At 69.3% G+C, this 12,469-nt stretch carries 15 protein-coding genes; 7 read left to right on the forward strand and 8 right to left on the reverse strand.

Annotation, left to right across the window (positions count from 1 at the left end):
- Nucleotides 1-361: 361 nt before the first annotated feature.
- Nucleotides 362-1,003, reverse strand: coding sequence for a DNA-3-methyladenine glycosylase (locus ACIOHP_RS15290; RefSeq protein WP_401887592.1), 642 nt, complete (start codon nt 1,001-1,003; stop codon nt 362-364).
- Between the two features lie 156 nt (nt 1,004-1,159).
- Between ACIOHP_RS15290 and ACIOHP_RS15295 the strand changes: the two genes are divergently transcribed.
- The 3 genes from ACIOHP_RS15295 to ACIOHP_RS15305 all read left to right on the forward strand — a co-directional run bounded on the left by ACIOHP_RS15295 (nt 1,160) and on the right by ACIOHP_RS15305 (nt 3,188).
- Complete coding sequence (locus ACIOHP_RS15295) at nt 1,160-1,942, forward strand: sporulation protein (protein WP_361487582.1); 783 nt, start codon at nt 1,160-1,162, stop codon at nt 1,940-1,942.
- 43 nt (nt 1,943-1,985) lie between these two features.
- A complete protein-coding gene (locus tag ACIOHP_RS15300) occupies nt 1,986-2,525 on the forward strand; it encodes a YbhB/YbcL family Raf kinase inhibitor-like protein (protein ID WP_307032620.1) in 540 nt (179 codons plus the stop codon).
- Nucleotides 2,526-2,681: 156 nt separating this feature from the next.
- On the forward strand, nt 2,682-3,188 hold the full coding sequence (locus tag ACIOHP_RS15305) for an HNH endonuclease (RefSeq protein WP_171146632.1): 507 nt from the start codon (nt 2,682-2,684) through the stop codon (nt 3,186-3,188).
- Between the two features lie 89 nt (nt 3,189-3,277).
- On the opposite strand, the gene ACIOHP_RS15310 is transcribed toward ACIOHP_RS15305, so the two are convergent.
- From ACIOHP_RS15310 to ACIOHP_RS15320, 3 genes are all read right to left on the reverse strand, one after another.
- A complete protein-coding gene (locus ACIOHP_RS15310) occupies nt 3,278-4,225 on the reverse strand; it encodes an SPFH domain-containing protein (protein ID WP_361560631.1) in 948 nt (315 codons plus the stop codon).
- 132 nt (nt 4,226-4,357) lie between these two features.
- A complete protein-coding gene (locus tag ACIOHP_RS15315; RefSeq protein WP_361560629.1) occupies nt 4,358-4,792 on the reverse strand; it encodes an NfeD family protein in 435 nt (144 codons plus the stop codon).
- 102 nt (nt 4,793-4,894) lie between these two features.
- A complete protein-coding gene (locus ACIOHP_RS15320; protein WP_307032614.1) occupies nt 4,895-5,692 on the reverse strand; it encodes an ABC transporter ATP-binding protein in 798 nt (265 codons plus the stop codon).
- Nucleotides 5,693-5,830: 138 nt separating this feature from the next.
- Between ACIOHP_RS15320 and ACIOHP_RS15325 the strand changes: the two genes are divergently transcribed.
- Entirely contained in the window at nt 5,831-6,619 is a 789-nt protein-coding gene (locus tag ACIOHP_RS15325; RefSeq protein WP_401887598.1) for a hypothetical protein, read from the forward strand.
- Nucleotides 6,620-6,744: 125 nt separating this feature from the next.
- On the opposite strand, the gene ACIOHP_RS15330 is transcribed toward ACIOHP_RS15325, so the two are convergent.
- The 4 genes from ACIOHP_RS15330 to ACIOHP_RS15345 all read right to left on the reverse strand — a co-directional run bounded on the left by ACIOHP_RS15330 (nt 6,745) and on the right by ACIOHP_RS15345 (nt 9,359).
- Entirely contained in the window at nt 6,745-6,984 is a 240-nt protein-coding gene (locus ACIOHP_RS15330; RefSeq protein ID WP_361487595.1) for a chaplin family protein, read from the reverse strand.
- A 192-nt stretch (nt 6,985-7,176) separates the two neighbouring features.
- The gene (gene chpE, locus ACIOHP_RS15335; protein ID WP_307032609.1) at nt 7,177-7,422 is read right to left on the reverse strand and encodes a chaplin ChpE; all 246 of its coding nucleotides are present in this window, start codon (nt 7,420-7,422) and stop codon (nt 7,177-7,179) included.
- Between the two features lie 157 nt (nt 7,423-7,579).
- The gene (locus ACIOHP_RS15340; protein WP_361487598.1) at nt 7,580-8,221 is read right to left on the reverse strand and encodes a response regulator transcription factor; all 642 of its coding nucleotides are present in this window, start codon (nt 8,219-8,221) and stop codon (nt 7,580-7,582) included.
- Entirely contained in the window at nt 8,214-9,359 is a 1,146-nt protein-coding gene (locus tag ACIOHP_RS15345; protein ID WP_361487600.1) for a GAF domain-containing sensor histidine kinase, read from the reverse strand. Before ACIOHP_RS15345 ends, ACIOHP_RS15340 begins: the two co-directional genes overlap by 8 nt.
- Nucleotides 9,360-9,547: 188 nt before the next feature.
- Between ACIOHP_RS15345 and ACIOHP_RS15350 the strand changes: the two genes are divergently transcribed.
- The 3 genes from ACIOHP_RS15350 to ACIOHP_RS15360 all read left to right on the forward strand — a co-directional run bounded on the left by ACIOHP_RS15350 (nt 9,548) and on the right by ACIOHP_RS15360 (nt 12,377).
- Nucleotides 9,548-10,240 (forward strand): SDR family NAD(P)-dependent oxidoreductase, encoded by a 693-nt coding sequence (locus ACIOHP_RS15350; protein WP_401887602.1) that lies wholly within the window; start codon nt 9,548-9,550, stop codon nt 10,238-10,240.
- The gene (locus ACIOHP_RS15355) at nt 10,237-11,334 is read left to right on the forward strand and encodes an S-adenosylmethionine:tRNA ribosyltransferase-isomerase (protein ID WP_401887604.1); all 1,098 of its coding nucleotides are present in this window, start codon (nt 10,237-10,239) and stop codon (nt 11,332-11,334) included. The genes ACIOHP_RS15350 and ACIOHP_RS15355 overlap by 4 nt, the downstream gene beginning before the upstream one ends.
- A 314-nt stretch (nt 11,335-11,648) precedes the next feature.
- The gene (locus ACIOHP_RS15360; protein WP_401887606.1) at nt 11,649-12,377 is read left to right on the forward strand and encodes a transglycosylase SLT domain-containing protein; all 729 of its coding nucleotides are present in this window, start codon (nt 11,649-11,651) and stop codon (nt 12,375-12,377) included.
- Nucleotides 12,378-12,469 lie beyond the last annotated feature (92 nt).

The raw sequence follows: 12,469 nt of genomic DNA on the forward strand, positions 1-12,469 counted from the left end.
AGTTCTCAAGGAACGGACGCTTCCTTTGTACTCACCCTCTCGGGCTTTCCTCCGGGCTTTTCCCTTCGGTCTTGCGTTTCCGACTCTATCAGACCCTTTCGGCGTCCGATTCCCTATCGGTTGGGATTGTCTAGAGGTTTTGGGCTTTCGCCTGTCGGCCTTTCGACATTCACTACGTTAGCCCATCCGCTCGGCAACTCATAATCGAGTTCCGCGAGTTTGAATTCAGGCATGCAGGCACGCCGAATTGACCCTCGCTGAGAGGAAGTCGTAGGTAGTGGTTTGGCCGCCTCCGGCTGCTGACGATCGCAGTACCCGGTTCAAGCGGCTCGGGCTACATTACGCACCCCGCAAGGGCGCGTCAACTTGAGCGACGCCTCGGCGTATGGGCCCGATAAGGGCTCACCGTCGGGTCGTTGGCGACCCAGAAGCGCCAGGGGTGAACACCCCCGTCGCCGGACACCCCGGTGCGGGGACCGTTGCGTACCTGGTCGGGGGCGATCGGGGTACCGGCAAGGACCCTCAGCGGGGTGTTGTCCACGGCGCACGCGTCCGTGCCGTCCAGGGGGCGGGCCACGTCCAGTGCGGTGGCCAGGCGTGCGGGGCCTTTGGCCAGTTCCTTGTCATTTCGGGCCGAGAGTCGACGTTTACGGGCGAGCTCGGCGCCCTCGACGATCTCGCCGGCGCGGAGCAGGACCGCGCTCGCCCTGCCGTCCGGACCGCACACCAGGTTCATGCAGTGCCACATGCCGTAGGTGAAGTAGACGTACACATGACCGGGCGGGCCGAACATCACGTCGTTGCGGGCCGTGCGGCCGCGATAGGCGTGGGAGCCGGGGTCGTTCTGACCGTCGTAGGCCTCCACCTCTGTAAGGCGGAGGGCGATCGGACCGTCCGGGGTGGTGCGTACGAGGATGCGGCCCAGGAGGTCGGGGGCGACTTCCAGCACGGGTCGGTCGAAGAACTCGCGCGGGAGGGGCGTACGGTCGGGGGTCGCGATCATGCCGTCCGAGGGTAGTGCAGACGGGTGGCTGCCACGGGGTGGTCAGGGGGCGTTCGCCTTGCAAGGGTGAGGACGCGGAACCGGCCACGGCCGGATCGCGTTTGTATGGATCAAGGATCCACGCACAAGAAGCAGGACGACGTAAGAGGGAGAGTCATGGCGTTCAAGAAGCTGCTCGCGAGCCTGGGGGCCGGCGGGGCTTCGGTCGAGACGGTGCTGACCGAGGGCAATGTCGTTCCGGGTGGTGTCGTCCAGGGCGAGGTGCGGATCCAGGGTGGGTCCGTGGACCAGCAGATCGAGGGGCTGTCGGTCGGGCTGCAGGCCAAGGTCGAGGTCGAGAGCGGCGACCAGGAGTACAAGCAGGACATCGAGTTCACCAAGCAGCGACTCGGCGGTGCCTTCGAGCTGAAGGCGAACGCCGTGCACGCGGTGCAGTTCGGGCTTGAGATCCCGTGGGAGACGCCGATCACGACGATCGACGGTCAGCCGCTGCGCGGTATGCACATCGGTGTGACCACGGAGCTGGAGATCGCGCGTGCGGTGGACTCCGGTGACCTGGACCCGATCAATGTGCACCCGCTGCCCGCGCAGAAGGCGATCCTCGACGCCTTCATCCAGCTGGGCTTCCGGTTCAAGAACGCGGACATGGAGCGCGGTCACATCCGGGGTACGCGGCAGAAGCTGCCGTTCTACCAGGAGATCGAGTTCTTCCCGCCGCAGCAGTACCGCGGTATCAACCAGGTCGAGCTGAGCTTCGTGGCCGATCAGAACGCGATGGACGTCGTGCTCGAGATGGACAAGAAGCCGGGGCTCTTCAGCGAGGGCAGCGACACGTTCCGTTCCTTCCAGGTGGGTCTGCACGACCACCAGAGCACCGACTGGGCGGCTTACCTCAACCAGTGGCTGTCCGAGGTCGGCAGCAAGCGCAACTGGTTCTAGGCTCGGAACTGCTGATTCCGTTGATCGAGCAGGAGGTACCGAGGTGACCGAACTGAAGCGGCGGCCTCTCCCCCATGACTTCCACCCGCCCGTCCCGTCGTTCACGGTGACGAGCGAGGACATCGAGGAAGGGGCGACGCTCAAGGAAGCCCAGGTGTACGCGGCAGGCAACACCTCGCCGCAGCTGCGGTGGGAGGGCTTCCCGCCGGAGACCAAGAGCTTCGCCGTGACCTGCTACGACCCCGACGCGCCGACGGGCAGCGGGTTCTGGCACTGGGTGCTGTTCGACATCCCGGCCTCGGTGACCGAGCTGCCGGTGGGCGCGGGCAGCGGCAAGTTCGAAGGGCTGCCCGAGGGTGCCGTACAGGCACGTAACGACTACGGCAGCAAGGACTTCGGTGGGGCCGCGCCGCCTCCCGGGGACGGACCGCACCGGTACGTCTTCACGGTGTACGCGGTCGACCAGGAGAAGCTCGGGCCGGATGCCGACGCCTCTCCCGCCTACGTGGGCTTCAATCTGAGGTTCCACACGATCGCGCGTGCGCAGCTGATCGGTGAGTACGAGATCCCCGAACAGAGCTGAACAAGCCCACCGTTCACGGAACGTTTGCCCGCCCCTGGTCTTGGAAGTGATCAGGGGCGGGCACTTTTTATTTCGTTGTCCATCTCGGCGTGCCCGGCCAGAGTTGATCCCAGTCCGCCGAGGGGTGGGCGGGTGCACACGGGAGGTGGGCTGGTCATGCGGGACACGCTGGTACTGAACGCGAGCTTCGAGCCGCTGTCGACGGTGACGTTGAACCGAGCCGTCGTTCTGGTGCTTCAGGACAAGGCCGTCGTCGAGCAGTCCCACCCCGAACTGCGTATGCGCGGAGCCGCGGTCGACATACCGGCGCCCCGGGTGATCAGGCTGTGCAGGTACGTGAGGGTGCCCTTCCGAAGACAAGCGCCGTGGTCCAGGCGGGGTGTGCTGGTCAGGGACCGGCACCGGTGCGCGTACTGCGGGCGCAGGGCGACGACGGTGGACCACGTGGTGCCGAGGGCGCAGGGCGGTCAGGACTCCTGGCTGAACACGGTGGCTTCCTGCGCGGAGGACAATCACCGTAAGGCAGACCGGACTCCGGAGCAGGCGGGTATGCCGTTGCTGCGGGCGCCGTTCGAGCCCAGTCCTGCGGATGCGATGCTGCTGTCGCTGGGGACCGAGGAGTTTCAGGCACTGCCTGACTGGTTGGCTCGGGATGCTGCGTAGCGCCTGAGCGTCTGCCCGCGCCCCTGGGGTGCGTATGGGGGCCGCCTTCTCAAGAAGGCGGCCCCCATGGTCGTACAACGACTTCCGCGTCAGTCGATCGACGGCTTCTCCCGGCGTTCCGATCCGCCGTTGCCCTGGCTGCCGCCTCCTGAACCGCCGCCCAGGTTGCCGAAGTTGCCCATGGCGCCGGAGAGGCCCTTGAGGGCGTCGCCGATTTCGCTGGGGACGATCCAGAGCTTGTTGGCGTCGCCTTCGGCGATCTTGGGGAGCATCTGGAGGTACTGGTAGGAGAGGAGCTTCTGGTCGGGGTCGCCGGCGTGGATGGCCTCGAAGACCGTGCGGACGGCCTGGGCTTCGCCCTCTGCGCGCAGGGCCGCGGCCTTGGCCTCACCTTCCGCGCGCAGGATCTGGGACTGCTTCTCACCCTCGGCGGTGAGGATGGCCGCCTGGCGCGTGCCCTCCGCCGTGAGAATCGCGGCGCGCTTGTCCCGGTCGGCGCGCATCTGCTTCTCCATCGAGTCCTGGATGGAGGTCGGGGGCTCGATGGCCTTCAGCTCCACGCGGTTGACCCGGATGCCCCACTTGCCCGTCGCCTCGTCGAGGACGCCGCGCAGGGCCGCGTTGATCTCCTCGCGGGAGGTCAGGGTGCGTTCGAGGTCCATGCCGCCGATGATGTTGCGGAGCGTGGTGACCGTCAGCTGCTCAATTGCCTGGATGTAGCTGGCGACTTCGTAGGTCGCGGCCCTCGCGTCGGTCACCTGGTAGTAGATGACCGTGTCGATGTTGACGACCAGGTTGTCCTGGGTGATCACCGGCTGCGGCGGGAACGGAACGACCTGTTCGCGCAGGTCGATGCGGTTGCGGATGGTGTCGATGAACGGGACGACGATGTTGAGGCCCGCGTTGAGTGTCCGCGTGTAGCGGCCAAAGCGCTCGACGATCGCGGCGCTGGCCTGTGGGATGACTTGGATGGTCTTGATCAAGGCGATGAAGACCAACACCACCAGAATGATCAAAACGATGATGACCGGTTCCATCGTCGCTTCCCCGTACCTCTCTCCGCCTCGGCGCTTTCGGAAGATCTTATGGTTGTTGAAGATCTTGCTGGTCGAGTCTGACAGACCGTCGTGTGCCTCGTGGGGTGTTCGCGCCACTTGCATCGTGCGAGGTCACATGATGATCGCCGTGGCCCCCTCGATATCCACGACGTCCACTTCCTGGCCTACTTCGTAGGCGTGGTCGGTGTCGAGAGCGCGGGCCGACCAGACCTCTCCGGCGAGCTTGATCCGGCCGCCGCCGGTGCCGTCGACGCGCTCCAGTACTACGGCCTGCTTTCCCTTCAACGCCTCGATACCTGTGGCGAGTTGGGGCCGTTGTGCGCGATGCCTCGCCGCGACGGGTCGTACGACGGCGATGAGGGCCACCGAGACGACGGCGAAGACGAGTACCTGGACCACCATGTCGAAGCCGAGTCCGGCCGTGATCGCGGCCGCGACGGCGCCGACGGCGAGCATTCCGAACTCCGGCATGGCTGTGACCACGAGCGGGATGCCCAGCCCTGCCGCGCCGATGAGCCACCACACCCATGCGTCGATGTCGTTCACGTGGTCATGGTAGTTGCGCAGGTCCCGCCGCGGACAGGGCGCAGTGCGGGTCTGCACGGGGTTCTTACCCGTGAACTCCCTTGCTGCGAAGGTGAGAAGGGCTCAGGACAGCGGCAGGCCCTGTGCGGTCCAGCGCTCGCCGACCTGCTCGACGACGAGCGGGAGGCCGAAGCAGAGGGAGAGGTTGCGAGAGGTGAGTTCGAGCTCCAGCGGACCCGCGGCGAGGACCTGGCCCTGACGGATCATGAGGACGTGGGTGAAGCCGGGGGCGATCTCCTCGACGTGGTGGGTGACCATCAGCATCGAGGGGGCGATCGGGTCGCGGGCGAGGCGGCCGAGTCGGCGTACGAGGTCCTCGCGGCCGCCGAGGTCGAGGCCGGCGGCGGGCTCGTCGAGGAGCAGCAGTTCGGGGTCGGTCATCAGGGCGCGGGCGATCAGGGTGCGCTTGCGCTCGCCCTCGGAGAGCGTGCCGAACTTGCGCTCCAGGTAGTCGCTCATGCCGAGACGGTCGAGGAAGGCGCGGGCGCGCTGCTCGTCGATCTCGTCGTAGTCCTCCTGCCAGGTGGCCGTCATGCCGTACGCGGCCGTCAGCACGGTCTCCAGGACGGTCTGGCGCTTGGGGAGCTTGTCGGCCATGGCGATGCCGGCCACGCCGATGCGCGGGCGGAGCTCGAAGACGTCGGTGCCGGGCTTGCCGAGGGTCTCGCCGAGGATCGTCGCGGTGCCCTTGGTGGGGTAGAGGTAGCTGGAGGCGACGTTCAGGAGGGTGGTCTTGCCGGCGCCGTTGGGGCCGAGGATGACCCAGCGCTCGCCCTCCTTGACCGACCAGGAGACCTGGTCCACCAGAGCCCGGCCCTCACGGACCACGGATACGTCCTCAAGCTCCAGAACATCGCTCATGAGCGCGTTGTCTCCCCTTGCTGTCTGACCGGTCTCGGCGTCTCGGCTGTCGCGTGCGCGTTTGAGCGCAGCCCTCAACGAAATCTACGCCACCGGCCGGCCGGTCCATTCCATCGGTCCGGTCCTTAGGGTGGGGGCATGCTCTCGGAACCACGCTCTGGACGCCTCGCCGCTTGGGGAAATGGCCTTCTTGCCGGACTTGTGTCGCCTGACGACGCCGTGCTCGCGATGGTGGGTGAGGACGCCGTGCACCGGGTGGAGGGGCTGCCGGGCGAGTCCTCGCCCGTCGGTCTCACACTCGCGCTCGGGCGGCTGCGGACGCTCGGGGTGACGGGGTTGCGCATCGCGCTGCCGGCGCCCGGACATCCGCTCGGACTGAGCGGGCCGCCGGAGTTCAACGCGCGGGCGTTGGAGGCCGAGGAGGCGGTGATCTGCCACGGGGCCGCGCTCGGGTTGGTGCCGGAGGTGTACGAGGCCGGGCCGTCCGGTGATGTGCATGTCGAGGTGGTGTGGCAGGTGCTTCCGGTGCGGGAGGCGCCGCCCGCGGATGTGCCGTCCCTGGGCGAGGCCGAGCGGGAGCTCGCGGAGGCGTTGCGGGAGGCGACGGATGTTCTGACGCGGCTGGACGTGGCCGGGTCGGGGCCGGTGGCCGCGGCGGCGATCGACGCGTACCGGGCTCGGTCCGAGCGGGGGCGGGAGGTGCTTGCGCCGGGGTATCCGCCTCGGGCGGTGCGGGTGCTGGAGCTCGCGCAGCGGGTGGGGTTGTTGATCTCCGTGGCCTACGAGAAGGGGCCTGGCGGTGCGGTGAGCGCCGGTGAGATGGCGGCGCGCGCCGAGGCGTTGCGGCCGGTCGAGCGGACGGCTCGGCGGGCGCAGGTGGCTGCGTACAACGCGTATGTGGAGGAGCGGGAGCGGGGCGTGCGGTAGCGGGTGCGGCGGGGTGCGTGCACGGCTGGTCGCGGACTGGGCCGAGCAACCTGAGGCGCAACACGACAAAGGGCTCCGCGAATCGCCCTTGATTCGCGGAGCCCCTCGTAGGTTCAGAACCGACGTCAGTCGTTCGCGCCCTGGTTGCCGAAGGCCGGGTTGAGCAGGCCGATGACGTCGACCGCGTTGCCGACGACGTTGACGGGGACGTGGACGGGAACCTGGACCAGGTTGCCCGAGGCGACGCCCGGCGACTTCACGGCCGCGCCGTCGGCACCCGCGTCGGCGACAGCGGCACCGGCAGCGGCACCCGTGGCGATACCGGCGACGGTGAGGGCCACGGCAGCCTTCTTGGCGATGTTCATAAGAAGCGTTCCTCCTGCGTTTGCGTATCCGACCCGGCCGCGGGTCGTGCGCTGATCAACGCGGAAGCGTGGGGGAACGGTACGGAAAGTGGACCGCGACTGCCCGTTCGGATCATTGGGCCGACAAACTGACCGGCCCCCCAGGAGTGAGTGCCTGGGAGGCCGGAGGTCACTGCCGCTCCGTGGCGGAGGTCAGCGGTTGATGCCCAGGTTGCCGAACGCCGGGTTCAGCACACCGATGACGTTCACGCTGTTGCCGACCGCGTTCACCGGAACGTGCACCGGGGCCTGGACGAGGTTGCCCGAGATGACGCCGGGCGAGCCGACGGCCTTGCCGTCGGCGTGCGAGCCGTCGGTGGCGGAGGCCATACCGGCACCGGCGGCGACCAGCCCGCCGGCCACCATCGTCACGGCCGCTACCTTCTTCAGGTTCTTCACTTCTGAGCCCCTCCTAGCGATTGCCGCGGCAGTCGCCGCAGCACGCACTGGAGAACGGTGGAGATCCACGAAGGATGCGCCATCCGGGGGACATTCCCACGACGGTATGAATCTCAGTCCGGAGCGGAACCCTCCGTGTTGCCGTGCGCCCCATGGATCAACCGGTCACTCCATGACGTACCGCCCACAGTGCGGCCTGTGTGCGATCCGCCAGGTCGAGTTTCATCAGGATGTTCGAGACATGGGTCTTGACGGTCTTCTCGGACAGGACGAGGGCACGGGCGATCTCGCGGTTCGAGCGGCCGTCCGCGATCAGGCTCAGGACCTCCCGCTCGCGTTCCGTGAGCGAGCCGCCTCTTCCCTGGCCGTTGTTGGCCTCCTCCTGGGAGAGCAGGGCGCCCGCGACCTCCGGCTGGAGCAGGATGTGCCCGGCGTGGACGGAGCGGATGGCTCCGGCGAGGGCGTCGGGGTCGACGTCCTTGTAGACGTACCCCGCGGCGCCCGCGCGCAGCGCCGGGACCACCGTGCGCTGTTCGGTGAAGCTGGTGACGATCAGCACGCGCGCGGGGTTGTTCAGTTCGCGGAGCTTGCGCAGCGCGTCGACGCCGTCCATGCCCGGCATCTTGACGTCCATGAGGACGACGTCGGGTTGGAGTTCCTCGGCGCGGGCGACTCCTTCGGCGCCGTCGGCGGCCTCGCCGACGACCTCGATGTCGTCCTGCACCTCGAGGAAGGTACGCAGTCCGCGGCGGACCACCTGGTGGTCGTCGACGAGCAGCACCTTGATTGCGTCAGCCACCAGGAACCTCCATCTCGATCGTGGTGCCCTTGCCGGGCGCCGATTCCACGGTCAGCGCGCCGCCGACCCCGCCGGCCCGGTCCCGCATGGAGACCAGTCCGAGGTGACGGCCCGCGCGCCGGGTCTGCTGCGGGTCGAAGCCGCTGCCGTCGTCGGTGACCCGCAGCACGACTCCGCCGTCGCGCCGGGCCAGTGTCACGTCGACCTGTTCGGCACCGGAGTGCCGCAGGGCGTTGTGCAGGGCCTCCTGGGCGACCCGCAGGACGGCCTCCTCCTGGGAGGCGGGCAGGGCGCGGACGCCACAGCTGTCGAAGGTCACGTGTGCGGTGTGGGCGCGGTCGAGGACGTGGACCTGGGTGCGGAGGGTGGCGATGAGGCCGTCCTCGTCGAGGGCCGCGGGGCGCAGCTCCACGACGGCGGCGCGCAGTTCGTCGGCGGCTTCGGCGGCGAGCGCGGCGACCTGCTGCAGCTCGCCCTTGGCGCGCGAGGGGTCACGGTCGACGAGGGCTGCGGCGGCCTGTGCGGTGAGGCGCAGGGAGAAGAGTTTCTGGGCGACCGCGTCGTGCAGTTCGTGCGCCAGGCGGGAGCGTTCCTCGGCGATGGTCAGTTCGCGGCTGCGCTCGTACAGCCGGGCGTTGGTCAGGGCGATCGCGGCGTGCTGGGCGAGGATGGAGAGCAGTTCCTCGTCCTCCGCGGTGAAGCCGCAGCTGCCGTCCGGTTTCGGGCAGTTCTTGTTGGCCAGGAAGAGGGCGCCGATGACCTCGTCGCCGTCGCGGATGGGCAGGCCGAGGAAGTCGGACATGTCGGGGTGGGCCGAGGGCCAGCCCTCGAAGCGGGGGTCCTTGCGCACGTCGGCGAGGCGCTCGACCTTCGCCTCCTGCAGCATCGCGGCGAGGATGCCGTGCTGGCGCGGGAGCGGGCCGATGGCCTTCCACTGCTGGTCGCTGACGCCGTCGACCACGAACTGGGCGAAGCCTCCGTGGTCGTCCGGGACACCGAGCGCCGCGTACTGCGCGTCGAGCAGCTCGCGCGCCGAGGCGACGATCGTCTTGAGGACGTCGCGCACCTCGAGATGCCTGCTCATGGCCAGCAGCGCGGAACTCACCGCCGCCAGGCCGGACCTGGGTCCTTGACTCATGTCCTCACGGTACCGGCGGGGTGTGACAGTCCGTATCGGACCTGTGGCGGCGGCCGCCTAGGGCGGTGGGCCTAGGGCAAAGGGCCCCACCGTCTCGCGACCCGCGTCCGACGCGGCCGGGGCGGTCCGGTTCCTACGGTGAGATCACGCCGATCGGAAGGCGTCGAGAACGGCGAGGGGACGTGGTCATGTCGGTAGCGATCATCACGGGGGCCTCGAAGGGGCTGGGGCGGGCGCTCGCCGAGGCGCTGGCCGCGCGCGGCTGGGATCTGGTGCTCGACGCCAGAGGCGCGCAGGCCCTTCGGGAGGCGGCCGAGGGGCTGGAGAAGTACGGCGTGCGCGTGGCGGCACTGCCGGGGGACGTGACGGACGCCGGGCACCGGGCCGGGCTGGTCGCGGCCGCGTGGCGGTTCGGCGGGGTCGATCTGGTGGTGAGCAATGCCAGCGCGCTGGGCGCCGAGCCGCTCGTACGGCTGGACGAGTTGCCCCTGGAGGGGCTGCGGCGGGCGTTGGAAGTGAACGTCGTGGCCGCGCTGGGCCTGGTCCAGGAGGCGCTGCCGCTGCTGCGTGCGTCTGCCGGGGCGGTGATCGCGGTCAGCTCGGACGCGGCCGCCGAGGCCTACGAGACCTGGGGCGGCTACGGGGCGTCGAAGGCGGCCCTGGACCACCTCGTGGCGGTGCTGGGCGAGGAGGAACCCGGGCTGCGGGTCTGGGCGGTCGATCCCGGGGACATGGCCACGGCGCTGTACGCGGCGGCCGTACCGGACGACGACGAGCCACGGCCCGACCCGGCCGACGTGGTCCCCGGCTTTCTGCGGCTGCTGGACGAGCGGCCGGCGAGCGGCCGGTACACCGCGCCCGCGCTGGTGGAGGGGCGATGACCACAGCCCTGCACGTCCCGGAGGAGCTGTCCGCCCGGATCCCGGTCGAACAGCGTGGGCCGGGGCTGGACCGGGACGCCGTACGGCTGCTCGTGTCGCGCGGCACCGAGGTGTCGCACCGCGCCTTCACGGAGCTGCCGCGGTTGCTGCGGGCCGGGGACCTGCTCGTCGTCAACACGTCGCCGACGCTCGCCGCGGCCGTGGACGGGCAGATCGGGCACACGCGCGTGGTGGCGCACTTCTCCACGCGCGGGGACGACGGCCGGTGGGCGGTCGAGCTGCGGGACCCCGACGAGCGGGGCACCACGCGTGCGCGTGCGGGCGGCCCCGCGGGTACGGAGGTGCGGTTGCCCGGGGGTGTGCGGCTGCGGCTGGAGGAGCCGCTGAGCGCGGCGAGCGGGCGGCTGTGGTGGGCGCGGGTGCCGGAGGCCGGGGGCGGAGCCCGGATCGTCGGGCTGTTGCGGGAGTACGGGCGGCCGATCCGTTACTCCTACACCGAGCGCGACCAGCCCCTCTCCGTCTATCAGACGGTGTTCGCGCTGCCCTCCCCCGACGGGACCGGCAGTGCGGAGATGCCGAGTGCCGCTCGGCCCTTCACGGCGCGGCTGGTGGCGGAGCTGGTGAGCCGGGGGGTGCAGTTCGCGCCGGTGACGCTGCATACCGGGGTCGCTTCGGGGGAGGTGCACGAGGCGCCGTATCCGGAGCGGTTCGCGGTGCCGGAGGCGTCGGCGCGGCTGATCAACGCCGTGAAGGCGGGGGACGGCCGGGTGATCGCCGTCGGGACGACCGCCGTCCGGGCCGTGGAGTCGGCGGCCGGCGCCGACGGGGCGGTACGCGCGCGTGCGGGGTGGACGGATCTCGTGGTGACCCCGGAGCGCGGGGTGCGTGCGGTGGACGGGCTGCTGACCGGGCTGCACGAGCCGGAGGCGTCGCATCTGCTGATGCTGGAGGCGGTGGCCGGGCGGGCGGCGATCGATCGCGCCTACGCGGAGGCGCTGCGCGGGCTGTACCTGTGGCACGAGTTCGGGGACGTGCATCTCCTCCTCCCGGAGGAGGGCCCTCACACAGAGCATTGCTGGCGCAACTGCCGGTGAGACTGTTACGCCCCCGATGTGAGCCCGCGCATAGGGCGCACATCACGTACGAAGGGGCATAGGAGATAAACCGGCCCCCGGTGAGCGGGAAAGACGTTCCTGTCTGTCCCGATTTGCCCTTCCCCGATCCACTACCCGGGATCGTACGTCACACCTTTGCCACACAATTTTGCGGCCGCTAAGAATGGCAGCCGTCGCTCAGCGCCGCGGGTTCCGCCCGCGGCGTTCGTGCCGGAAGTACCGGGTGCCGGAAGCACCGGTGTCCCCCGCCGGACGAAGAGCGACCTCCGCGCTATTCGAAGAGGTCCATCCGCATGTCCAAGAAGAGCCACAGTCGCGCGCTGACCAAGCGCCACAAGGTCGCCATCGCCGGTATCGCCACGCTCGGCGCCGCCGCCCTCGCGTTCTCCGCGGTTCCCAGCAACGCGGAGACGACCACGAGCGAGGCCGCGTCCTCGGCCAAGGTCGCGTACAGCTCCGAGCAGCTCAAGGGTCTCCAGTCGGACGTGACCGAGCAGCTCGCCGAGACCAACCTGCAGAGCCAGGCCGCCGCTGCGAAGAAGGCCGCTGCGAAGAAGGCCGCCGCCGAAGCCGCCGCGAAGAAGAAGGCGGCCGCCGAGGCCGCGGCCAAGAAGAAGGCCGAGCAGGAGCGCAAGGCGAAGGCGGCCGCGAGCCGGTCCGCCAAGCGTGCCGCGGTCAAGCCTGTCGCCGCGAAGACCTACGCCAACAACCTCGACGGCTGGATCAAGGAGTCCCTGGACATCATGAAGTCCAAGGGCATCCCGGGTACCTACAACGGCCTGCACCGCAACATCATCCGGGAGTCCTCGGGCAACCCGAACGCCATCAACAACTGGGACATCAACGCCATCAACGGAACCCCGTCGATCGGCCTGCTCCAGATCATCAAGCCGACCTTCGACGCGTACCACGTCTCCGGCACCCCCTTCAGCCAGTACGACCCGGTCGCCAACATCGTCGCCAGCGCCAACTACGCCGCCGACAAGTACGGCTCGATCGACAACGTCAACGGCGCGTACTGAGGTCGCGCGGACCTCTCGTACGCCTGCGTAGGCGAAGCACGCCGAAGGGCGGCACCCCCACCGGGGTGCCGCCCTTCACCGTCGTACGGACG

This window comes from Streptomyces sp. NPDC087859 (assembly GCF_044742595.1).
Lineage (GTDB): Bacteria > Actinomycetota > Actinomycetes > Streptomycetales > Streptomycetaceae > Streptomyces > Streptomyces canus_F.